The following is a 23236-nucleotide window of genomic DNA, read 5'->3' as shown; positions in this document are numbered from 1 at the left end:
CTGGAGCGCGAATGACCGCCACAACCGGCCCCGGCCCCCACCCGTCGCGCCGACTGTTCCTCGGTATGGCCGCCACCGTCCCGCTGGCCCTGAGCGGCACGCTGGCCCTGGGCACGCGGCCCGCCTACGCTGCCGACGCGGCCTACGTCATGGGCTACTTCACCGAGTCCGCGGCCTTGCTGGACGCCAACTACGGCCTGCACCTGGCCGTCAGCACCGACGGCCTGCGCTGGATGCCGCTCAACCAGAACAACCCCGTGGTGACCCCGACCGCGGGTGCGGGCGGCCTGCGTGATCCGTTCATCATGCGCAAGCAGGACGGCACCTTCGTCGTACTCGCCACCGACCTCAAGGGCTTCGACTGGGGCTACAACAGCCAGTACATCCACGTCTGGGACTCCGCGGACCTGCGCACCCTCACCGGCTACCGACGCATCAAGCTGCACGACATGGTCACCCACAGCTGGGCGCCCGAGTCGTTCTGGGACGCAGGCCGGGGCGCGTACGGGATCATCTACTCGTCCGTCAATGCCAGCGGCCACGGCGTGATCATGGTGAACTACACCACCGATTTCCAGACGGTGTCGTCCCCGCAGGTTTTCTTCGATCCCGGCTACGACATCATTGACGGCACTCTGGCCGTGGGCGTCAACGGCGTCAACTACCTCTACCACAAGAGGGACGAGACCCTGGTCGGCGCGCGGTCGACCACCCTCAATCCGGGCAGCTTCACGCCCTTCAGCACGGCGGCCGCTCACGGTGCCACCGAGGCGCCGACCCTGGTGAAGTCCCTGACCTCCGGATCCTGGTACCTGTGGGGCGACACCTACTCGCCGAACGGCGTCTTCTACGCCTGGCAGAGCAACGACCTCGCCGCCGGCACCTGGACCCCGCTCGACCAGCGCCTCTACACCCAGCCGCTCAACTCCAAGCACTGCACCATCGCGACGATCACCACGAGTGAGTACGACAACCTCGTGGCGAAGTGGGGCAGCCCCGCCTGGAACCGGCTGAAGTCCTACAACTACCCCGACCGTTACGTCCGCCATGCCAACTCCGTTGCCCGGATCGATGTCTACCCGTTCGACCCGTACACCGAGTCGCAGTGGAAGCTCGTGCCCGGCCTGGCCGACAGCGCGGGTGTGTCCTTCCAGTCGGTGAACTTCCCGACCCGCTATCTGCGGCACTACAACTACGACCTGCGACTGGAAGAGAACGACGGCACCGCGACCTTCGCCGCGGACGCCACGTTCCACAGGACCGCCGGACTGGCCGACTCCGCCTGGTCGTCGTTCCGATCGCACAACTTCCCGACGCGCTACATCCGGCACACCGGCTTCGTCCTTCGCATCGACCCGATCTCCACCACCACGGATAAGGCCGACGCCACCTTCCACGTCGGCTACTGACGGGGGCCGGCTCGGGCCGGCGTTTCCCAACGGCCGTTGGCTTCACGGCCGTTGGGAAACGCCGGCCTGGTCCCTTCGGGGTGAACCCGAAGGGACCAGGCGGTGTCCGTGGGGAGATCGACCCGGACGGGCCCGTCGACCGTACGCGGTGGGGCCGGGGGAAGTCCGGTTGCGGAAGGTGTACCGTCCGAGCGGCTGGTGCGCGTGCGTGCGAATGGGTGAACTCCTCCACCCGCGGTGGCACCTGGTCCACTGGAATTGCCCATCCTGCGCATGGCGGACATTTCCTCGCCGCGTGCGGGGCGTCCCTGAAGGGCCTTGACCGGTCTTCCGTTCCCGTGGAGGAGTCCCCTGACGTGCCGAGCACTCCGCCTGGCCACCGTTGTCACCGCGACCGCCTGCTGCGCGGTCAGTCTTCTGCCCGCCCCGGCCGCCGAAGAGTGTGATCACTCACGTCAGTCTCGTCAACAACTCTGACAGGACGAGCTTCTGATGACGTGCCAGTAACGGACAGGTTGCGGCACGGTACTTGACGCCCTCTCGCGCCCCGTGGTTTTCTCCCTGCACACGCCGGATGTTCGACTTTCAAGTTGTTAGCGCTAACAACGCGCCGGAGACCCGGTGCCCCCACCCCGCAGGGGTCACGTCCTGCCGCCGCCTCGGACGTGTCGTGCCCGACCCGCACGCATCGACAAGGACCGACCCCAGCCCAAGTCGCCCCTAGGAGGGTGCAGATGAACGCTCTCGGTGCAGCTCCACGAACCTCACGGCGCGGATGGCGGCCGCGGATGGCCGCCCTGCTGTCGATGGTCTTCGTGGCCGGCTTCCTGGCGATGGTGAACCCGTCGTCCGCCTCGGCGGCTTCGGTCGACACCGGCAAGTGGTACGTGCTGGTGAACCGCAACAGCGGCAAGGCGCTGGACGACTACAACTTCGCCACCGCCGACGGTTCGTCCGTCGTCCAGTGGACCCGCTCCAGCAATGAAGCCCAGCAGTGGCGCTTCCTGGACTCCGGCAGTGGCTACTACCGCCTGCAGAACCGCAACTCCGGCAAGGTGCTGGACGACTACGGCTGGTCTTCGGCCGACGGCGCCGACGTCGTCCAGTGGAGTGACCTCAACGCAACCAACCAGCAGTTCCGCCTCGCCGACTCCACCGACGGCTACGTCCGCCTGCTGAACCGCCACAGCAGCAAGGCACTTGAGGTGCAGAGCGCCTCCACCGCCGACGGCGGCAAGATCGTCCAGTACGCCGACTGGGGCGGCAGCAACCAGCAGTGGCAGCTCGTCCCCGTCGCCGACGTCGCCACCGGCGCGTGCGCTCTTCCGTCGACCTACCGCTGGACCTCGACCGGCCCGCTGGCGCAGCCGAAGTCGGGGTGGGCCGCGCTCAAGGACTTCACCGGCGTCGTCCACAACGGCAAGCACATCGTCTATGCCACGACGCACAACACCCTCGCCGGTAACGACGGGCGCTGGGGACTGACGACCTTCAGTCCCTTCACGAACTGGTCCGACATGGCCACCGCCACCCAGAACACGATTCCCTTCGACGGCATCGCGCCGACGCTGTTCTACTTCGCCCCGAAGAACCTCTGGGTGCTCGCTTACAACGGGGCTTGGCCATACAGCTTCGGCTACCGCACCTCGAGCGACCCCACCAACCCCAACGGCTGGTCCGCGCAGCAGGAGCTGTTCACGGGCACCCTCCCGAAGGGGGGCCCCCTCGACGTGACCCTCATCGGCGACAGCACGAACATGTACATGTTCTTCGCCGACGACGAAGGCGGCATCTACCGCGCCAGCATGCCCATCGGCAACTTCCCGGGCACCTTCGGTTCTTTCACGAAGATCATGAGCGACACGCCGCTCAACCTGTTCGAGGCACCGGAGGTCTACAAGGTCCAGGGTCAGAACCAGTACCTCATGATCGTCGAGGCCCAGAATTACACAGGGTACGGTCGCTACTTCCGCTCGTTCACGGCCACCAGCCTGGACGGCACGTGGACACCGCAGGCCGACACCGTGACCAACCCGTTCGCCGGCAAGGCCAACAGCGGCGCCACCTGGACCAACGACATCAGCCACGGCGATCTGGTCCGCACCAACCCCGACCAGACCAAGACCATCGACCCCTGCAACCTGCAGTTCCTTTACCAAGGGCGCGACCCCAGCACCGACGGCGGGGACTACGGCCTCCTGCCGTACCGGCCGGGCGTGCTGACACTGCAGCGCTAGCCGGTGGCGGGCTCCGCACGGTCCCGCCGTCACCACAGCGACATACACCGCACACGGAGACGCGTTCGACCGGCTCGGCAAGCCGTGCACTGCTCGACATCTCGACCGCTCTTCGGTGTTCGGTCGTGTGCCTTCGGAAGGAACCCTCATGCCGCTCCAGCATTTCGCCCCCCGAACAAGACGCCTGGGCCGAGCCGTTCTCGTCCGCACCGCAGTGCTCGCGATGGCTGCCGGCGCTCTGGCCGGCCTCCAGCACCAGCAGGCCACCACACCGGACCGGACGGAACCGGTTGCGGTGACGTCCAGTCAGATCGCGGTGCCCCCGGCGCCGATGGGCTGGGCCTCGTGGAACACCTTCGCCGCAAAGATCGACTACAACGTGATCAAGGCGCAGGTCGACGCGTTCGTCGCGGCCGGACTGCCGGCCGCCGGGTACAAGTACATCAACCTCGACGAGGGCTGGTGGCAGGGCACCCGCGACAGCCAGGGCAACATCACCACCGACGAGTCCGAGTGGCCCGGCGGTATGAGCGCCATCGCCGACTACATCCACAGCAAGGGCCTCAAGGCGGGCATCTACACCGACGCGGGGAAGGACGGCTGCGGCTACTACTACCCGACGGGCCGCCCGGCCGCGCCCGGCAGCGGCAGCGAGGGCCACTACGAGCAGGACATGCTCCAGTTCTCGAAGTGGGGTTTCGACTACGTCAAGGTCGACTGGTGCGGCGGCGACGTGGAGCAGCTCGACGCCAAGTCCACCTACCAGGCCATCAGCGACGCGGCCGCGAAGGCCGCGGCCACCACGGGCCGCCCGCTGGCCTTGTCGGTCTGCAACTGGGGCAAGCAGAACCCCTGGAACTGGGGCGCCGGCATGGCCGCCCTGTGGCGTACCAACACCGACATCATCTTCCACGGCCAATCGCCGTCGTGGGACAGCATGCTCGCCAACTTCGACACGAACGTGCACCCCTCGGCCCAGCACACCGGCTACTACAACGACCCGGACATGCTCATGGTCGGCCTGGACGGCTTCACCGCCGCCCAGAACCGCAGCCACATGAACTTGTGGGCCATCTCGGGCGCCCCGCTCCTGGCCGGCAACAACGTGGCCACGATGAGCACGCAGACACGTGACATCCTCACCAATCCCGAGGTCATCGCGGTCGACCAGGACCCGCGCGGCCTCCAGGGCGTCAAGGTCGCCGAGGACACCACCGGACTGCAGGTCTACGGCAAGGTCCTGGCCGGAACCGGCAAGCGGGCCGTCACCCTGCTCAACCGCACCTCCAGCGCGCAGAACATGACCGTCCGGTGGTCCGACCTCGGCCTGACCGACGCCTCCGCCACGGTCCGCAACCCCTGGACGCGCTCCAACGTGGGCAGTTTCGGCACCAATTACACCGTCTCCGTCCCCGCCAAGGACTCCGTGATGCTCACGGTCACCGGCGGCACCGAGGCGGCGAGCTCCACCTACGAGGCCGAGGCCACCGCCAACACCAAGGGCGGCTCCGCGGCCAACGCCACCTGCGCCAACTGCTCCGGCGGCACCAAGGTGGGCAACGTCGGCAACGGCGCCGCCAACACCCTCCGCTTCAACAACGTCACGGCCGACGCCACGGGCACCAAGGTCGTCGAGATCGCCTACACCAACGGCACCAACGCCGCCCGTACGGCCGTCCTCCAGGTCAACGGACAGCAGGCCACCACGGTGTCCTTCCCGCCGACCGGTTCCTGGACCACGCCCGGCACGGTCTCGGTCGAGGTCTCCCTGGCCAAGGGCACGTCGAACACGCTGTCGTTCTCCAACTCCTCCGCCTGGACACCGGACTTCGACGCCATCGAGGTCCGCCCACTGCCCGGCGCGAACGGCGCCCAGGTGGTCGGAGCGCAGTCGAACCGCTGCCTCGACATCAACAACTACACCATCATCAACGGCACCGACGCGCAGCTGTGGGGCTGCAACGGCGGTGAGAACCAGTCGTGGAACAACACCTCCCGCAAGCAGCTCGTGGTCTACGGCAACAAGTGCCTGGACGCCTACAACGGCGGCACGGCCAACGGCACCAGGGTCGTCATCTGGGACTGCAACGGCCAGAGCAACCAGCAGTGGAACGTCAACGCGAACGGCACCATCACCAACGGGAACGGCGGCCTCTGCCTGGACGCCACCGGCGCGGGGACCGCCAACGGCACCAAGCTGGTCCTGTGGACCTGCAACGGCAACAACAGCCAGAAGTGGGCCCTGTCGTAGTCCGGCACGACAGCGTGAGCAACTGCAAGACGCTCGGCCCAACACCGGTTCACCGAAGGAGCATTGACGACCAGTGAGATCGCCTCCGAGTCCGAGGTCGTCGAGCCCACGAAGGCTGTGGACGACCACCGGGATGACGGGATGGGACCAGGGGTCGATGGGTGTCCACCGGGCCACCGTGAGCAGTAACGCCCTTCCCTCGGCGACCACTTGGATCCTGGCGCGGCGGCGGGCCCGTACCGGGTCCCACCAGCGGCCGGCTGCGGCCGGGTGATGCCACCCGGGCCGACCACCGCCTGTACCCGGGCCACCGCCCGCTCCAACGCGTCTCCGGCCACGTGCTCGCCCCAGAGCGCCAACTGCCGCCCCTGGTCCGGCACCAGGCCGCCCGGGACCAGCCGCAGCGCGGTGAACCCGCGCGGCCAGCGCCGCCGCGCCGAGCCGCCGCTCGTGCCGCCAGAGCCGGGACTGCGTCCGGCCGTCGGCGGTGGTCACCTCGACCGCGACCCGCCGACAGGTCAGGCCGACCGCGCCGAGCCGCTCGTAGAGCAGGTCGGCGAGCGTCCTGGCCACGAAGACCAGCGGCTCGGCCAGCGGCTCCGGCGGGTCGAAGAGCTGCTCCACCGTCAGATCGGGGCCCGTCCCGCGCGGCACCAGCGGCCGGGCGTGCAGCCCTCGGGAGCGCCGGTGCGCGGCCGTCCCGGCCGGGCCGAACCGGTCGGCGACCGACCGCACCGAGAGCGCGGCGAACGCACCGACGGTCCGCACCCCGAGCCGTACCAGCAGCTCCGCCAGGGTCTCATCACCGAGCACGGCCACCGGGTACGGGGCCAGGAACTCGGCCGTCCGTCCTGGCTGCACCACCAGCCCGTACGGCGCCCGGCGCAGCACGTCCGGCCGCCCCTCACCCTCGCCCGAACCGGCGCTGCGGGCCGCGAGGGTGGCGGCGAACAGGCCGTCCGCGACCCCGATCCTGACCTCGCCCGGGAACGGCAGGGCTGCCAGCGCTGCCACCCGCACCTGCTCGGCCAGCGCCTGCTCGCCGCCGAAGTACCGGGCCGGGCCCTTGACCGGGATCACGCACACCCCGGGCCGGAGCACCTCCACCCGTGGGGTGAACGCCTCCACCGGCTCGAACAGTTCGGCCTCCCGGGCGGGTTGGCGCTCCCGCAGCCGCAGCTCCGGGCAGAGCCGCTGGGCCAGCCGGAGCTGCTGCCCGCGCCGCACCCCGGCGTCCCGCGCCGCCGCCGAGCAGGCCAGCACCCGGCCGGCCTCCAGCACCGCCACCGGCCGGGCCGCCAACTGCGGCGCCACCGGCCCGTCCGTGGCAGGCTCTCCGCCCCGGCGGGCACGAGGGCCGCCGGGCGGATCAGCGCGGGATCGAAAGTCGACATACCTCAGCATCGAACATTCGTTCGTACCTATTCAAGTCCGGAAACCCGACCCACCCGCTCACTCACTGTGACTTGTCGCGCTACTTGTCACATTGGCGAACTCCTGGTCGCGTTGCGGATCTGGTGCAGGCTCGCAGGATTGGTCTTGGAAATCGGGTCGGCTGCTCGTCGGGTCTCCACCCCCTGGGTTCCGAGGCCGTCGCGACCGACCGAGCCGAGTGAGTCGGCCTGGATCTCAGCGAGAGCGGAAGGGAACAACGACATGCCGGAAGCCACATCGGCGCTGCAGTACGAGACCTTGTGCATGCGCCGGTCGGGTCTGACCCGCGACCTGCCGCCCGGCACGGAAGAGCTCCAGTGGGTGGTCAACACCTCGACGCTGATCTTCGGTGACCGTGACGCCGCGCTGGTCGACACATTCCTCACCGTCGAACAGAACCAGCAACTCGTCGACTGGGTGAAGGCACACGACCGCAACCTGGCCTACGTCTACATCACGCACGGCCACGGCGACCACGGCTTCGGCGTGAAGCAGCTCCTAGAAGCATTTCCCGAAGCCAAGGCGGTCTCGACCGCCGCAGCCGTGGCCAAGGCGAGGTTCGAGGGCACACCGCCCTACGTCGACACCTTCTGGACCTCACGCTTTCCGGGACAGGTCCCGCTGCCGCAGGTCTTCCCGGAGGTCCTGGACGGCGACACCTTCACCCTCGAAGGGCACCCGCTGCGGGCGGTCGAGACCGGCTTCACCGACTGCGAGGGCAGCACCGCACTGTGGGTGCCGGACCTGAGGCTCGTCGTGGCCGGCGATGTCGCCTACAACGGCATCCACCAGTACCTGGGCGAGACCACCACCACGTCGCGCGAGGAGTGGATGCGCGCCACCGACACGCTCGCCGCACTCGACCCCGCCTTCGTCGTCGCCGGCCACAAGAACCCCGACCTGCCCGACGACCCGAAGATCCTGGCCGAGACAGCGAAGTACCTGGCGGACTTCAACCGGCTCGACGCCGAGACTCAGACCGCGGCCGATCTGTACGAGGCGATGCTCGCGCTGTACCCGAACCGGGCGAACCCGGGCTCACTCTGGGCCGGGGCGAAGCGGGCCAAGGCGTCATCGCAGTGACGTCACGCCTGGCCAACCGGAGTCGGCGACGGTCACCGCACTGAGGCCGATGAACTGCCTGGACCGCTCGGCTGATGCGGAACGAGCGGGCCGACGCTGCACAGCGTCGGCCCGCTCCGGTGAGGGCGCGTCAGCGCACCTGGTTCAGCCGAGAGGCAGCTCCAGGAAGGCTTCGCCGTCGGCCGGCGAGGTGACCGTGGTGGTGCTGCCCTCCTGGCCGGCGAAGGAGTACAGCTGGTCGCGGCCGTTGACCACCAGGGCCAGACGGTGACCCTCCGTCAGGTCGTAGGCGGCGGGCTGGAGTTCCCAGCGGACGGTGCGGTCCTCGCCGGGCGCCAGCGCGAGCACGGTGAACGGCTCGTGCGTGACGATCCGGGCGGTGCCGTCCGGGGCGACGTCGAACAGGTAGGCCACCAGGGTGGCGGCGTCCTCCGTGCTGCGGACGGCGAGCCGCAGCGTCACGCTGCCGCGGATGCGACGGGCCACGCCGTCCTGGCCGGTCAGCGGCTCGGTCGACCAGACCAGCAGCTGCGACCGTTCGAACTTCGCCAGGTCGTAGGTCTTGGGGTTGCCGAACCACTCCTTCTGCCCGGTCTGCATGATGGCGTCCATCGCGGTGGCGGTGGTCAGGTCACCGGCCGCGAAGTCCCGCGCCCAGCCGCCGGCCGGCTCGGTGGCCAGCGCGCCGTCACCGGAACCGCCGGCGGCCGTGAGGTACAACCGCTCGCGACCGGTGGTGACACCGTCCCACGTCGTGCGCTCCTCGCGGCGGGCCGGGGAGGTGATGAGGTTGCTGCCGCCGGGAACCGGGACGGTCCGGTAGGTGAACATGACCTGGTTGTCGACCTCCGGCCAGGTCGGCACGCCGTTGTCCACGTCGAGCAGGTGGTGGTCCAGCCAGTCGTACGCCTCCTGCATCGGCGTGCGCAGGCCGGGGAACGGCAGGCCGGCCACCAGGCCGGCCAGGCCCGGGCCCTCGGGGGCGCCGTGGTCGCCGATCCACATGTTCAGCCGCTTCGGCACGGTGAGCCGGGTGAAGGCGTCGATCACCTGACCGGCCGGGAACAGGCTCTCGTGCCAGGTGTTGGAGACGAACGTCGGGATCCCCCGCTCGTTGGTGATGTCCGCGTAGGTCGCCGGGGACCGCTCGGTGCCCCACGCCACCACGCCGTCGAGGTTCTCGCCGTTCCGGAAGTCCGCGAGGATCCGCTGGGTGTCCTCGTCGAACTTGTCCACCAAGTCGCCACCGGTGAAGGCGATCAGGGCGTTGACGGCCGCGAGGTGCCGGGTGCCGTTGTCGTACATGCTGGTGGCCAGGTTGCCCCAGGTGCTCAGCGCGACCACCACGGAGACCCGGTTGTCGGGGTCGTGCGCGGCGACCAGCTGGCTGATCCCGGAGCCGTACGACTCGCCGAGCAGACCGATCCGACTCGGGTCGAAGTGCGCCTGCGCGTAGTCGAGCACCGTCGACCCGTCGGACCAGTCCTTGGGCCCGCCGACGTCGATGAAGCCCTCGGACGTGGAGGGCAGCGCCGGATCGCCGATCCCCCGGGGCGTGTAGGCCAGCACGTGGTAGCCGCGCTGAGCCAGCGTCAGGTACGCGTACAGGAACGGCAGCCAGCCGAACGGGCTCCAGCCGGCGGGCACCACCACGAGCGGGCGCGGCTCCGGACCGTTCAGCTTGATGGAGAAGGCCGACAGGCGGACCCCGTCCTCGGCGACGATCTGCGGAAGGTTGATCGTGGCGCGCTGCCGGACGTCGGCCGCCAGGCTCTCCAGCTCCGCCGGGAGGGTCCCGCGCGTCTCGCCCTGGAGGGCGGCGAGCAGGGCCCTGGACGCGTCGACGGCGGCCGGGTTGACGGTAGGGCCGGGGCCCCAGATGCCGTTGGTGGCGATATCGGTGAGCGTCGCATCGGTGATCGACGGGATCGGCTCTCCACCGGAAGCAGTCATACGAACCACCCTTATTCGGTAACGGATATGAGATCCCGGCAGGAGATCTTCGCACCCGAACGGGCGCGGCCCCCGCAGGTACCGAGGTCCATCATGATCACCACAGAGGCGGAGAAACTGAGACCGTGTCATATTCACTAAAAGGGGTGAATCGTCGCCCGATCCCACCTGGCACCGCCGTGCCTCGTCACGCCTCGGAGGATCTGCCGTAGCGCGCAGCGGCCGTGGCCCGCGAGGATGCCCGCCATGGTCATGGACAACCGCCTCGCTCCCGCGCGTTCGACACCCCTGGTGTTCGGCGCGGGGGCGGCCATCGGCGTCCTGGGCGGGATGATCGGACTGGGCGGTGCGGAGTTCCGACTGCCGCTGCTGATCGGCCTGTTCGGGTTCGCCGCGCTCTCCGCCGTCATCCTGAACAAGGCGATGAGCCTGGTGGTGGTCCTGGTCGCGCTGCCCGCGCGACTGGCGGCGGTGCCGGCTACGGAGGTGGCGGCGCACTGGCCCGTCGCGGTCGACCTGTTGGCCGGAAGCCTGCTGGGCGCCTGGGCCGGAGCGAGTTGGGCGGTGCGGATGCGCAGCGCCACCCTCTACAAGGTGCTGGCGGCGTTGATGGTGCTCATGGCCGCGGCCCTGCTGGTCACGCACACCACCGCCTTGGACCCGCTCGCGCTGCCGCTGTGGGCTCAGGTGCCCTGCGGAGTCGTGGCCGGGTTCGGCATCGGGGTGGTCGCGGCGATCATGGGCGTGGCCGGGGGCGAGCTGCTGATCCCGACGATCGTGCTGCTGTTCGCGGTGGACATCAAGACCGCGGGAAGCCTCTCCCTGCTGGTGTCACTGCCCACCATGCTGGTGGCCTTCGCCCGCTACAGCCGCGACGGCAGCTTCGCGGTCCTCGACGCCAACCTCCGCTTCACCATGGTCACGGCCGCAGGCTCGGTCACCGGCGCGGTCCTGGGCGGCCTGCTCCTCGGCGTATTCCCGGACCTGGTCCTCATCCCCGCACTGGCCGTGATCCTGCTCGTCTCCGCGGCCAAGCTCGCCCGTCACGACTGAGCTCCGGTCACGTTGGTGTCAGCTCTCCCGGGCGGATGCGGACCCGGCGTCGATCTCGGCGATCAGGTTCTCGATCAGGCCCTTGATCTCGTCGCGGATCGGCCGGACGGCCTCGACGCCCTGGCCGGCCGGGTCCGCCAGCTGCCAGTCCAGGTACTTCTTGCCGGGGAAGTACGGGCAGGCGTCCCCGCAGCCCATGGTGATCACGTAGTCGGAGGCCTGCACCGCTTCCGTGGTGAGCACCTTCGGCTGCTGGTCGGAGATGTCGATGCCCAGCTCGGCCATCGCGGCCACGGCGGACGGGTTGATCCGGTCGCCCGGGACCGAGCCCGCCGAGCGGACCTCGACGCGGTCACCGGCGAGGTGGCGCAGGAAGCCGGCGGCCATCTGCGAGCGTCCGGCGTTGTGGATGCAGACGAACAGCACGGAGGCGGCGGGAGCGGAGGTCATGGCGATGCTTCCTTCTGACGGAGAAGAAGGGGGCTCGCTTGGCGGGCCCGACCCGGGTAACGTATCAGCGCATGGTGACTTCAGTCGACAGTGATGTGTTGAAAGCCCTGGCCGACCCGCTCCGGATGCAGATCATCGCGCTCCTGAGCCGGGAGGCGCTGTGCACGACACACCTGGTGGAGGAGACCGGCGCCAAGCAGACCAACCTGTCGAACCACCTGAAGATCCTGCGCGAGGCGGGCCTCGTGGACACCGAGCCCTGCGGACGCTTCACGTACTACTCGCTCCGCCCCGAGGCCCTGACCGGCCTGGCGGCGGAGTTCGCCGCCCTGGCCTCCGCCGCCCGGATGACCGCCGAGGCCAACTTCAAGCGATCCTGCTGAACCACCCGCCCTGCCCGAGGAGTACCTGTTGAGCGCCATAGCCGAGCCCAGACCCACGATCACCGAGCCTCCCCCAGCCTCCGGCCGGGGGTGCCCCCTCGCCGTCGAGCCCCCGACTGCCCCGCTGCTGAACCGGGTCGCGGCCGAACTGGTCGGCACCGCCGCCCTGGTGACCGTCGTGGTCGGCTCCGGCATCCAGGCCACCGAACTGTCCCAGGACGTCGGCCTGCAGCTGCTGGCCAACTCGCTGGCCACCGTCTTCGGTCTCGGCGTGCTGATCCTGCTGCTCGGCCCGGTCTCCGGCGCGCACTTCAACCCCGTCGTCACCCTCGCCGAGTGGTGGACCGATCGCCGCCTGACGGCTCGTGAGGTCGCCGCCTACGTCGCCGCGCAGATCGTGGGCGCGATCGGCGGGGCGATCCTGGCGGACGCCATGTTCGGTGAGGCGCTGGTGAGTTGGTCGACCCACGACCGCTCCGCCGGGCACCTGCTGATCGGCGAGGTCGTCGCCACCGCCGGCCTGGTCCTGCTGATCTTCGGGCTCGCCAGGACCGACCACCTGCGCTTCGCCCCCGTCGCGGTCGCCTCCTACATCGGCGCCGCGTACTGGTTCACCTCCTCCACCTCCTTCGCCAACCCGGCCGTCACCATCGGCCGCGCGTTCACCGACACCTTCGCCGGTATCGCCCCGGCCTCCCTCCCTGGCTTCCTCGGCGCGCAACTGCTCGGCGGTGCACTGGGATTGCTGCTGGTCGCGCTGATCTTCGACCACCGCCGCCGCACGGCCGGTACGAAGTGAGCGAGGCCCGGCGCACCCAGGTGCTGGTCATCGGGGGCGGCCAGGCCGGTCTCGCCGCCGGCTACCACCTGCGGCGCGCCGGGCTGGAGTTCGCCATCCTCGACGCCGCCACCGCACCGGGCGGCGCCTGGCAGCACTACTGGGACAGCCTGCGACTGTTCTCCCCAGCCGGGTACTCCTCGCTGCCCGGCCGTCCGATGCCGCATCAGGCCGGCCAGGAGTACCCGGACGCCGCCCACGTGGTGAACTACCTTGCGGCGTACGAGAAGCGGTACGAGCTGCCCGTGCACCGCCCGGTGTGGGCCGAGAGCGTCGAACGGACCCCGGCGGGCCTGCGCACCCGTACCAGCCAGGGTGCCTGGCACAGCGACGCGCTGATCCTGGCCACCGGGAACTGGGAGCGGCCGTTCGTCCCGGCCGTACCGGGCCGCCGCGAGTTCACGGGCCGTCAGCTCCACACGTACGGCTACCGCAGCGCGGCCGACTTCGCCGGGCAGCGCGTCGTGGTGGTCGGCGGCGGCAACTCCGGCGCCCAGATCGCCGCCGACCTGCACGGCGTCGCCACCGTCCGCTGGGTCACCCGGCGCCCGGTCCGTCATCTCCCCGACGAGATCGACGGCCGGGCCCTGTTCGACCTCGCCACCCGCCGGGTCCGCGCCGACGGACCGTCGATCTCCTCGCTCGGCGACATCGTCGCCGTCCCGCCCGTACGCGCCGCCCGGGCCGCCGGGCTGACAGCCCATCCGATGTTCGACCGGCTCACCGCCACCGGCCCGGCCTGGGCTGACGGGACCAATTGGCCTGCCGATGCGGTGATCTGGTGCACCGGCTTCCGCCCACACCTCGTCCCGACCGGCCTGCACCGTACGCGCGGCCGCATCCCGGTCGACGGCACCCGCGCCGTCGAGGAGGAGCGCATCCACCTGCTCGGCTACGGCGACTGGACCGGCCCTGCCTCCGCCACCCTCATCGGCGTCGGCCGCACCGCCCGGGCGGCCGTCGGCGAGATCACCGGCCTGCTGCTCAGCTGACGGCCGGGCTGCGGCGTTCGATCAGCAGGACGTCGCGCCAGGTGCCGTGGTGGCGGGCGACCCGCTCGCGGGTACCGATGACGCGGAATCCCGCTCCGGCGTGCAGGGCGAGGCTGGCGGCGTTCTCCGGGAAGACGCCGGACTGGATGGTCCAGATGCCCGCCGCCTCGGTCGAGGCGATGAGCGCGTCCAGCAGGGCCCGCGCGACGCCCCGGCCGCGCCCGTCGGGGTGGACGTAGACGGAGTGCTCGACCACGCCCGCGTACGCGGCCCGGACAGAGACCGCGCTCACCGCGACCCAGCCCAGCACCGCACCTCCCGGCCCCAGGACGACGTACCGGTGAGCGGGCAGACGGGCGGCGTCGAACGCCCCCCAGGAGGGTGCGGCGGTCTCGAAGGTGGCGTTGCCCTCGTCGATGCCGGCCTGGTAGATCGCCAGGACCTCGCGGGCGTGCCCGGGCTCCATCGGGGCGAGGGTGACGGCGGGGTGCGGCACTCGTCCTCCTCGGCGGTCAGCGGTTGAGGTCGAGCAGGGCGGACATGCCCGCCACCACGGACGGCGCCACCTTGTAGTAGACCCAGGTGCCCCGGCGCTCGCTGGTCAGCAGCCCGGCCTCGCGGAGCTTCTTCAGGTGGTGACTGACCGTCGGCTGGGAGACCCCGACATCCTGGATGTCGCACACGCACGCCTCCCCGCCCTCGTGCGAGGCGACCTTGGAGAACAGCCGCAGCCGGACCGGATCGGCCAGCGCCTTGAACATCGCCGCCATCCGCACCGCGTCCTCGGCGGACAGCTCCGCCGAGGTGATCGGTGCGCAGCACGGCACCGCCTCGGGCTCCAGTACGGTCAACTCCAGATTCGACATGTGTCTATGTTGACAGCCATCTAATCGAGTGGCAAGGTCGCACTCGTCAGCATATCGACGTTCATCGAATCAGCCGGGCGGCCACGGCCGCTCGCATCGAAGGGGACCACCGCCATGTCCGAAGGTCACGACCTGCCCGTCCTCGTCATCGGCGCCGGCCCGATCGGCCTGGCCGCCGCCGCCCACCTCACCGGGCGCGGCCTGGACGTGATCGTCGCCGAGTCCGGCTCCGCCGCCGCGAGCGCGGTACGGGAGTGGGGGCACGTGCGGCTCTTCTCCACCTGGGCCGAACTCGTCGACCCGGCCGCCGAGAAGCTCCTCGGCCCCACCGGCTGGACCCGGCCCGACCCGGCCACCTACCCCACCGGCGCCGACTGGGCCAAGCGGTACCTCCAGCCGCTCGCCGACACCCTGGGAGCGAAGGTCCGCTACAACACCACGGTCACCGGCGTCGCCCGGGCAGGCCGCGACCGCGTCGTCGACTCCGGCCGCTCCGAGCAGCCGTTCACCGTCCACCTCACCACCGCCGACGGCCGCGAGGAGCGGATCAGCGCCGCCGCCGTCATCGACGCCTCCGGCACCTGGTCCACCCCCAGTCCGGTCGGCGCTGACGGGCTCCCCGCCCTCGGCGAGAAGGCGCACGCGGCCCGGATCTCGTACCGCATCCCGGACCTGAAGGACCCTCAGGTCCGCGCCCGGTACGCCGGCAAGCGCACCGCCGTCGTCGGCTCCGGCGCCTCCGCCTTCACCGCCCTGGCCGGGCTCGCCGACCTCGCGCAGCAGGAGAGCGGCACCCACGCCGTCTGGGTGCTCCGCCGCGGCCTCACCGGCTCGACCTTCGGCGGCGGCAGCGCCGACCAGCTCCCCGCCCGCGGCGCACTCGGCCAGGCCGCGAAGGCCGCCGTCGAGAACGGCCACGCGAGTGCGCTGACCGGTTTCCGCACCACCGCCGTCGAGGAGTCCGACGGTCGGCTCGCGCTGGTCTCCGACGAGGGCACCCGAGCCGAGGACCTGGACGAGATCATCGTCCTGACCGGCCTCCGCCCCGACCACTCCTTCCTCTCCGAGCTGCGGCTCGGCCTGGACGAGCGGCTCCAGGCCCCGGTCGCACTGGCCCCGCTGATCGACCCCAACCAGCACTCCTGCGGCACCGTCTACCCGCACGGCGTCGCCGAGCTCTCCCACCCCGAACAGGGCGTCCACCTGGTCGGCATGAAGTCGTACGGCCGCGCCCCGACCTTCCTCGCCATGACCGGCTACGAGCAGGTCCGCTCCATCGCCGCCCACCTCGCCGGCGACCACGAAGCCGCCACCCGCGTCGAACTCACCCTCCCCGAAACCGGCGTCTGCGGCGGCGCCGGCCTCTTCGACCAGCCCACCACCGAAAGCAGCTGTTGCTCGACCCCCGCCGCACCTCAGCTCATCACTCTCAACGTCAGCTCCGGCTCGTGCTGCTCCACCTCCGGCGGCTGCTGACCAGGAATCGGGTTGCGGTGGCCGGTCGGCAGTCGCGACGATCAGCGGATGTTCGAACTGCTGCCAGCCACCGGGGTCCGCCTGCCGGACGATTCCGGGGTGCTCCGCTTCGGCCTGGACGGGGCCGCGACGCGCGATGCCCTGACCCGGCTCGGTGAGGTCCGGCGGGACGAAGTCCCGGAGGCGGCGTGGGCGTACTCCGTCGGGTGGGGCGACCTCGAGGTGAGTGCCCGGGCGGGGTCGGCACCGGACGGGACGCTGGACAGTGCCGTCCTGCGACGGTGTGGCCACCAGCCGTACTGGCGCCCGGCCGAGGTGGCGGTCGTGCTCGACGACGTCGACCTGTTCGGCTACCCCGCGGCCGAGGTGCTGGCGGCGCTGGGCGCGGACCGGCCGCCGGGGCTGCTGCTTCGGCCCGCGCGCCCGGGCCACTACCTGCCCGCCGTCACGCTCCGGGCCCAACCGCCGTCCACCGAACCGGACCTCGCCTCCTATCAGGACCTGTGGACCACCGACCGGGACCGGTGGCAGCTCGAACCCACCGGCACCGGTTACCTGGTCGTCATGAAGGGCGACCCGCCGATGGATCTGCTGATCTGTCACGACACGCTGGCCGAGCAGATCGTCGCCAACATGCTCGCGGCCGGCGTCGAGATCGTCCCCGAGCGTCGGGCCTGACCCGGCGGCCGGGCGCCACCGAAACGGCACGGGCGGGAATCCGCGGGAGCGGCGCGGCCGCGGCCTAACCTGAGCCTGAAGGCCGACCGCCGACGTCCAGACCGAGGAGCACCCGATGACCCAGCCGCCCCCGCCGCAGGTCTGGCCGAGCCTGCGGGCGCACGACGCCCACGCGCTGATCCGCTTCCTGACCGAGGCGTTCGGCTTCGAGGCGACCGCCGTCTACGCGGACGAGACGCATGTGCACCACGCCCAGCTCAGCTGGCCGGCCGGTGGCGGGATCATGCTCGGTTCGGCCCGTGAGCAGGACAGCGACGAGGACCCGTGGCCGCTGCGGCCGGGCAACTTCGGGGCGTACGTCGTGGTCACGGAGGACCCGGACGCGCTGTTCGCCCGGGCGGTCGCGGCCGGGGCCTCGGTGGTCGCGGAGCCGCACGACACCGACTACGGTCCGGACGGTTCACGGGACTTCACCGTGCGCGATCCGGAGGGCAATCTCTGGGCCTTCGGCACCTACCGGGGCGAGCCTCGAAAGGGCTGAACGAAAGGGCTGAACACAGCGCAGTCCCCGGTACTCCCGCTTCGAGCGCCGGGGCTCGGTCGTCGCCGAGAACCGGCTCCCCGAACGGAGTTGCCGGGGGCCTGACCGGGGGCTTGGATGTGTGCTCTCGCGGGGCCGACAGACGTCTCTGCCTGCGGGGCGGGCTCCATCCGGTGATCCGGGGTGTACCTACCAGTCTCCTCCGGTTCACCCGCAGGTCAACCCCCTTCCGACGGTAATCTGGTGCTGTGTGTCCGATCCCGGGGGGACTCACCTCGGATGGCAGCCATGACAGCGCGACTCACCGGCCTCCCCGTCATCGACCTCTCGCTCGCCGACGGCTCCGCCGGCGACCTGGCCCGACTGCACGACACCCTGCGTGCCGCGGCCACCGAGGTCGGTTTCTTCCAGCTCACCGGCCACGGCGTGACCGCCGGGGAGACCGCCGAGCTGACCGACGCCATGCACGCGTTCTTCGCCCTCCCGGAGGCCGACCGGCTGGCGGTGAGCAACCTCAACTCCCCGCACTACCGCGGCTACACCAGGACCGGCACCGAACGCACCGCCGGCCGCCAGGACTGGCGCGACCAGCTCGACATCGGCGCCGAACTCCCGCCGCACGTGCCAGGTCCCGGCGAGCAGCCGTACTGGTGGCTGGAGGGGCCGAACCAGTGGCCCGCCGCCGTGCCCGGGCTCCGCGCCGCCACCCTGAACTGGATCGACCACCTCGGCTCGGTCGCCGCCCGGCTGCTGCACGAACTGCTGACCTCGATCGGCGCCCGCCCCGACTTCTACGACTACGCCTTCGCCGGCCACCCGCACCTGCGGCTCAAGCTGGTCCGCTACCCCGGCACCTCCCCCGACGGCACCGCGCAGGGGGTCGGCGCGCACAAGGACTACGGCTTCATCACGCTGCTGCTCCAGGACGAGGTCGGCGGCCTCGAAGTGCTCCGCTCCGACGGGACGTTCCTCTCCGTCCCGCCGCTCCCCGGCGCCTTCGTGGTGAACCTCGGCGAGCTGCTCGAGGTCGCCACCGACGGTTACCTCAAGGCCACCAGCCACCGGGTGGTCAGCCCGCCCGGCTCCCGCGAACGGTTCTCCGTCCCGTTCTTCTACAACCCGCGCCTGGACGCCCACATCACCCCGCTCGACTTCCCGCAGGCCCACCACGCCCCCGGCGCCACCCAGGACCCGCGCAACCCCCTGTTCGCCGAGTTCGGCCGCAACGAACTCAAGGGCTACGCCCGCGCCCACCCCGAGGTGACGAAGCGTCACCACCCCGAACTCCTGGCCGCCTGAGCGAGGTTCAGCTAAACCGCCCCGAACGCCGCGACCGATCGAGGTCACCGACACCGGGCTGATCTCCCCCACCGGCCGGAGCTAGTGGGACACTACTGCTGTCACAGCGGTACTGCCGCGTCCGATCCCGAGCGGGAGGTCCCACCATGGCAGGAGCTGCGCCGTCGCAGATGACCGTCGACGAGCTGGCGGCCCGGGCCGGGGTGACGGTCCGGACGCTGCGGTTCTACAGCGCGAAGGGGCTGCTGCCGCCGCCGGAGCTGGGGCCGCGTCGGGTCGGCTGGTACGGGGCCGAGCACCTGGGGCGGCTGGAGCTGATCGAGGAGCTGCAGCGGCAGGGCTTGACCCTGGCGGCGATCGACCGCTATCTGTCCCAACTCCCGGACGACGTCGGCTCGCTGGACCTGGTGATCCACCGCGCGCTGGTGGCCTCCTGGACGCCGGTGGCGGCGGAGGAGGCCACCCGTGAGCAGCTCGGCCGCCGGGCGGGGCGGGCGCTCTCGGACGAGGACGTGGACCGGCTGGCCGCGATGGGTGCGGTGCACCGCACCGACACCCCTGAGGTCTTCAAGATCGACCCCGGCCTGCTGCCCCTGGGCGTACGGGTGCTGGACGTGCCCATCCCACTGGAGACCCTGGTCGCCGCCCGCGCGGTGGTCCGGCTGCACAGCCAGGCCACCGCGCACGACCTGCACCGGCTGTTCCGCGACACGGTGTGGCGCCCGTACCGCGAGAGCGAGCCGGACGACCGGGCCCTGGAGCGGATGAAGGCGCTGACCGAGCAGATCCAGCCCATGGTCGTGCAGGCCATCGTGACGGCCTTTCAGCGCTCCCTCGCCGAGGAGCTGGCCGCGCGCCCCGAGGAGGACGCGCGGCCGAGCGGGGACGGCTAGAAGGTCCGCCCGTCGGCGGCCATCTCCTCGAGCAGCGCGGGCGGCTCGAAGCGCGGGCCGTACGTGGCTGCCAACTCGCGGGCGCGGGCGGTGAATCCGGGCAGGCCGCCGTCGTAGCCGTTGATGTACTGGAGCACGCCGCCGGTCCAGGCCGGGAAGCCGATGCCGAGGATCGAGCCGACGTTGGCGTCGGGCACCGAGGTGAGGACGCCTTCGGCGAGGCAGCGGACCGAGTCCAGTGCCTCGGCGAACAGCATCCGCTCCTTCATGTCCTCGAACGGGATCTCCGCGCCCGGGCGGGCGAAGTGCTCGCGCAGGCCGGGCCAGAGCCGGGTGCGGCGGCCGTCGGCGTAGTCGTAGAAGCCCGCGCCGCCGCTGCGGCCGGGGCGCTCGAACTCGTCGAGCATCCGGTCCATCACGGTGTCGGCGGGGTGGGCGGGCCAGACGCCGCCCGCCTCCTCGATCGCCCGGCGGGACTCGTCGCGGATCTTGCGCGGCAGGGTGAGGGTCAGCTCGTCCAGCAGCGACAGGACCTTGGCGGGGTAGCCGGCCTGCGCGGCGGCCTGCTCGACCGAGGACGGGTCGAGGCCCTCGCCGACCATCGCCACGCCCTCGTTGATGAACTGGCCGATCACCCGGGAGGTGAAGAAGCCGCGCGAGTCGTTCACCACGATCGGGGTCTTGGCGATCTGCCGGACCAGGTCGAAGGCCCGCGCCAGCGCCTCGTCCCCGGTCTCCGGCCCTCGGATGATCTCGACCAGCGGCATCTTGTCGACCGGCGAGAAGAAGTGCAGGCCGATGAAGTCGGCCCGCCGGGTGACCCCTTCGGCCAGCACGCCGATCGGCAGGGTCGAGGTGTTGGAGCAGAGCAGCGCGTCGGGCGCGACGACGTCCTGGACCTCCTGGAACACCTTGTGCTTGAGCTCGGTGTTCTCGAAGACCGCCTCGATCACGGTGTCGCAGCCGGCCAGGTCGGCCGCGTCGGCGGTCGGGGTGATCCGGGCCAGGAAGGCGTCCCGCTCCTCGGGCGTGGTCCGGCCGCGGGCCACCGCCTTGTCCAGCAGGGCCGCCGAGTACGCCTTGCCGCGTTCGGCCGCCGCCACGGTGACATCCTTGAGCAGCACCTCGATGCCGGCCTTGGCGCAGGAGTACGCGATGCCCGCGCCCATCATCCCGGCACCCAGCACGGCCACCTTGGCGGCCTTCCGGGCCGGGACCGAATCCGGGCGGCTGGCACCGGAGTTGACGGCCTGCATGTCGAAGAACAGCGCCTTGATCATGTTCTTCGAGGTCTGCCCGCAGGCCAGCTCGGCGAAGTAGCGCGCCTCGATCACCATCGCGGTGTCCACGTCCACCTGGGCGCTCTCGACGGCCGCCGCCAGGATGTTGCGCGGGGCGGGGTAGGGCGCACCGGCCAGCTGCTTGCGCAGGTTGGCCGGGAAGGCGGGCAGGTTGGCGGCGAACGCGGGGGTGCTCGGGGTGCCGCCGGGGATCTTGTACCCCTTGACGTCCCAGGGCTGGACGGCCTCCTCGTGCGCGTCCACCCAGGCCCGCGCCTTCGCCAACAAGTCCCCGGTGTCAACGGCAAGTTCGTCGACGAGGCCGTGCTCCAGCGCCTGCGCGGGCCGGTACTGACGGCCCTGCAGCAGCACCTTGAGCAGCGCGTCGGTGATGCCGAACATCCGCACCGTACGGACCACTCCGCCGCCGCCGGGCAGCAGACCGAGCGTCACCTCGGGCAGGCCGATCTTGCTGCCGGGGGCGTCCAGCGCGACCCGGTGGTGGCAGGCCAGCGCGAGTTCGAGGCCGCCGCCGAGCGCGGCACCGTTGATCGCGGCGACAACGGGCCTGCCCAGCGTCTCCAGGGTGCGCAGCGCGCGCTTGATCCGCATCGAGTTGTCGAACACCCGCTGGGCGTCCTCGGGGCGGGCGGCGGAGATCAGCCGCAGGTCGCCGCCGGCGAAGAAGGTCTTCTTGGCGGAGGTGACGATCACGCCGCGCAGGCCGTCAAGTGCCTTCAGCCGGGCGACGGTTGCCTCCAGCGCGTCGGTGAAGGCGGCGTTCATGGTGTTGGCGGACTGGTCCGGGTCGTCCAGTACCAGGGTGACCACGCCGGTCGCGTCCTGCTCCCAGCGGATGGGGGTGGTGGCAGTCATGAGTCCAGGTCTCCAGGAGTGACGGGTGGTCAGATGCGCTCGACGATGGTGGCGACGCCCATGCCGCCGCCCACGCACAGGGTGATCAGGCCGTAGCGCAGGTCGCGCCGCTCCAGCTCGTCGACGATGGTGCCGAGCAGCATCGCGCCGGTGGCGCCGAGCGGGTGGCCGAGCGCGATCGCGCCTCCGTTGACGTTCACCTGGTCGTGCCGGAAGCCGAGTTCGCGGATGAAGCGGAGCGCGACGGCGGCGAACGCCTCGTTGATCTCGACCAGGTCGATGTCGGCGGCGGTCAGCCCGGCCTTGGCGAGCGCCTTGCGGGTGGCGGGGGCCGGGCCGGTGAGCATGATGGTGGGCTCGGAGCCGGAGACCGCGGCCGAGACGATCCGGGCCCGCGGGCGCAGCCCGTACCGCTCGCCGATCTCCCGGGAGCCGATCGCCACCAGGGCGGCGCCGTCCACGATGCCGGAGGAGTTGCCCGCGTGGTGCACGTGGTCGATCGACTCGACCCAGTGGTACTTCTGCAGCGCGACGGCGTCGAAGCCGCCCGCCTCGCCGATGCCGGCGAACGAGGGCTTGAGCCCGGCCAGCGTCTCGACCGTGGTGCCGGGGCGGATGAACTCGTCCCGCTCCAGCACCACAAGTCCGTTCCGGTCCTTGACCGGTACCACCGAGCGGTCGAAGAGACCGTCGGCCTGGGCCTTGGCGGCGCGGACCTGGGACTCGACCGCGAAGGCGTCCACGTCGGTGCGGGACAGGCCCTCGATGGTGGCGATCAGGTCGGCGCCGATGCCCTGCGGGACGAAGTGGGTGTCGTAGGCGGTCATCGGGTCGGCGAACCAGGCGCCGCCGTCGGAACCCATCTTGACCCGGCTCATCGACTCCACGCCGCCGGCCAGGATCAGGTCCTCCCAGCCCGAACGGACCTTGGCGGCGGCCAGGTTGACCGCCTCCAGGCCGGAGGCGCAGAAGCGGTTCTCCTGCACCCCGGCCACGGTGTCCGGCAGCCCGGCCGCGATCGCGGCGATCCGGGCGATGTCGGAGCCCTGGTCGCCGATCGGGCTGACCACGCCGAGCACGATGTCGTCGATCGCGGCCGGGTCCAACCCCGGGTTGCGGGCCTGGAGTTCGTGGATCAGACCGACCACCAGGTCGATCGGCTTGGTGCCGTGCAGACTGCCGTTGGCCTTGCCCCGGCCGCGTGGGGTGCGGATAGCGTCGTAGACGTACGCTTCGGTGGTCAC

At 70.9% G+C, this 23236-nt stretch carries 19 protein-coding genes and 1 pseudogene; 13 read left to right on the top strand and 7 right to left on the bottom strand.

All coding sequences use genetic code 11. The features are described 5' to 3' along the window. Positions 1-11: 11 nt before the first annotated feature. The 3 genes from F4556_RS29540 to F4556_RS29530 all read left to right on the top strand — a co-directional run bounded on the left by F4556_RS29540 (position 12) and on the right by F4556_RS29530 (position 5897). Complete coding sequence (locus F4556_RS29540; protein ID WP_184921438.1) at positions 12-1409, top strand: glycoside hydrolase family 43 protein; 1398 nt, start codon at positions 12-14, stop codon at positions 1407-1409. A gap of 788 nt (positions 1410-2197) precedes the next feature. Continuing rightward, entirely contained in the window at positions 2198-3646 is a 1449-nt protein-coding gene (locus F4556_RS29535) for a non-reducing end alpha-L-arabinofuranosidase family hydrolase (protein WP_246511117.1), read from the top strand. Between the two features lie 223 nt (positions 3647-3869). Beyond that, on the top strand, positions 3870-5897 hold the full coding sequence (locus tag F4556_RS29530; protein ID WP_184921434.1) for an alpha-galactosidase D: 2028 nt from the start codon (positions 3870-3872) through the stop codon (positions 5895-5897). Between the two features lie 990 nt (positions 5898-6887). On the opposite strand, the pseudogene F4556_RS39790 reads toward F4556_RS29530, so the two are convergent. Beyond that, positions 6888-7301, bottom strand: a pseudogene (locus F4556_RS39790) (Y-family DNA polymerase); the annotation flags it as partial. 252 nt (positions 7302-7553) lie between these two features. On the opposite strand from F4556_RS39790, the gene F4556_RS39785 reads away from it, so the two are divergent. After that, positions 7554-8414, top strand: a complete 861-nt coding sequence (locus F4556_RS39785) for an MBL fold metallo-hydrolase (protein WP_184925371.1) — start codon at positions 7554-7556, stop codon at positions 8412-8414. Positions 8415-8558: 144 nt separating this feature from the next. On the opposite strand, the gene F4556_RS29515 is transcribed toward F4556_RS39785, so the two are convergent. Next, entirely contained in the window at positions 8559-10367 is a 1809-nt protein-coding gene (locus F4556_RS29515; protein ID WP_184921432.1) for a CocE/NonD family hydrolase C-terminal non-catalytic domain-containing protein, read from the bottom strand. 246 nt (positions 10368-10613) lie between these two features. Here F4556_RS29515 and F4556_RS29510 point away from each other — a divergent pair, with 246 nt between their 5' ends. Then, positions 10614-11420 carry a sulfite exporter TauE/SafE family protein gene (locus F4556_RS29510; RefSeq protein WP_246511116.1) on the top strand — a complete coding sequence of 269 codons (807 nt, stop codon included), beginning with the start codon at positions 10614-10616 and terminating at the stop codon, positions 11418-11420. 18 nt (positions 11421-11438) lie between these two features. On the opposite strand, the gene F4556_RS29505 is transcribed toward F4556_RS29510, so the two are convergent. Beyond that, positions 11439-11870, bottom strand: coding sequence for an arsenate reductase ArsC (locus F4556_RS29505; protein ID WP_184921430.1), 432 nt, complete (start codon positions 11868-11870; stop codon positions 11439-11441). Between the two features lie 71 nt (positions 11871-11941). Between F4556_RS29505 and F4556_RS29500 the strand changes: the two genes are divergently transcribed. The 3 genes from F4556_RS29500 to F4556_RS29490 are packed head-to-tail and all read left to right on the top strand — an operon-like array spanning position 11942 to position 14083. Then, positions 11942-12253 carry an ArsR/SmtB family transcription factor gene (locus tag F4556_RS29500; RefSeq protein WP_184921428.1) on the top strand — a complete coding sequence of 104 codons (312 nt, stop codon included), beginning with the start codon at positions 11942-11944 and terminating at the stop codon, positions 12251-12253. A gap of 28 nt (positions 12254-12281) precedes the next feature. Beyond that, complete coding sequence (locus F4556_RS29495) at positions 12282-13052, top strand: aquaporin (protein ID WP_246511115.1); 771 nt, start codon at positions 12282-12284, stop codon at positions 13050-13052. Next, a complete protein-coding gene (locus tag F4556_RS29490; RefSeq protein WP_313068801.1) occupies positions 13049-14083 on the top strand; it encodes an ArsO family NAD(P)H-dependent flavin-containing monooxygenase in 1035 nt (344 codons plus the stop codon). The genes F4556_RS29495 and F4556_RS29490 overlap by 4 nt, the downstream gene beginning before the upstream one ends. Here F4556_RS29490 and F4556_RS29485 read toward each other — a convergent pair. After that, the gene (locus tag F4556_RS29485) at positions 14076-14549 is read right to left on the bottom strand and encodes a GNAT family N-acetyltransferase (protein ID WP_184925362.1); all 474 of its coding nucleotides are present in this window, start codon (positions 14547-14549) and stop codon (positions 14076-14078) included. The genes F4556_RS29490 and F4556_RS29485 overlap by 8 nt on opposite strands. Positions 14550-14595: 46 nt before the next feature. Then, on the bottom strand, positions 14596-14949 hold the full coding sequence (locus F4556_RS29480; protein WP_184921426.1) for an ArsR/SmtB family transcription factor: 354 nt from the start codon (positions 14947-14949) through the stop codon (positions 14596-14598). 114 nt (positions 14950-15063) lie between these two features. Here F4556_RS29480 and F4556_RS29475 point away from each other — a divergent pair, with 114 nt between their 5' ends. The 5 genes from F4556_RS29475 (at position 15064) to F4556_RS29455 (ending at position 19836) form a co-directional block, all read left to right on the top strand. Further along, positions 15064-16425: an NAD(P)-binding domain-containing protein gene (locus F4556_RS29475; protein WP_184921424.1), complete on the top strand. Its 1362-nt coding sequence runs from the start codon at positions 15064-15066 to the stop codon at positions 16423-16425. A 48-nt stretch (positions 16426-16473) separates the two neighbouring features. Further along, positions 16474-17103, top strand: a complete 630-nt coding sequence (locus F4556_RS29470; RefSeq protein WP_184921422.1) for a hypothetical protein — start codon at positions 16474-16476, stop codon at positions 17101-17103. Between the two features lie 115 nt (positions 17104-17218). Continuing rightward, positions 17219-17644 carry a VOC family protein gene (locus F4556_RS29465; protein WP_184921420.1) on the top strand — a complete coding sequence of 142 codons (426 nt, stop codon included), beginning with the start codon at positions 17219-17221 and terminating at the stop codon, positions 17642-17644. A 288-nt stretch (positions 17645-17932) separates the two neighbouring features. Further along, complete coding sequence (locus F4556_RS29460) at positions 17933-18943, top strand: isopenicillin N synthase family dioxygenase (protein ID WP_184921418.1); 1011 nt, start codon at positions 17933-17935, stop codon at positions 18941-18943. A gap of 146 nt (positions 18944-19089) precedes the next feature. Then, positions 19090-19836, top strand: coding sequence for a MerR family transcriptional regulator (locus F4556_RS29455; protein WP_184921417.1), 747 nt, complete (start codon positions 19090-19092; stop codon positions 19834-19836). Here the strand turns inward: F4556_RS29455 and F4556_RS29450 are convergent. Together F4556_RS29450 and F4556_RS29445 are read right to left on the bottom strand one after the other, a co-directional pair. After that, positions 19833-21992 (bottom strand): 3-hydroxyacyl-CoA dehydrogenase NAD-binding domain-containing protein, encoded by a 2160-nt coding sequence (locus F4556_RS29450; protein ID WP_184921415.1) that lies wholly within the window; start codon positions 21990-21992, stop codon positions 19833-19835. The two genes, F4556_RS29455 and F4556_RS29450, sit on opposite strands and share 4 nt — an antisense overlap. A 29-nt stretch (positions 21993-22021) precedes the next feature. Further along, positions 22022-23236: an acetyl-CoA C-acetyltransferase gene (locus tag F4556_RS29445; RefSeq protein ID WP_184921412.1), complete on the bottom strand. Its 1215-nt coding sequence runs from the start codon at positions 23234-23236 to the stop codon at positions 22022-22024.

This window comes from Kitasatospora gansuensis (assembly GCF_014203705.1).
Taxonomy (GTDB): Bacteria; Actinomycetota; Actinomycetes; order Streptomycetales; family Streptomycetaceae; genus Kitasatospora; species Kitasatospora gansuensis.
The sequence above is the reverse complement of the archived record's forward strand: the minus strand, read 5'-3'. Positions and strand labels throughout refer to the sequence as shown.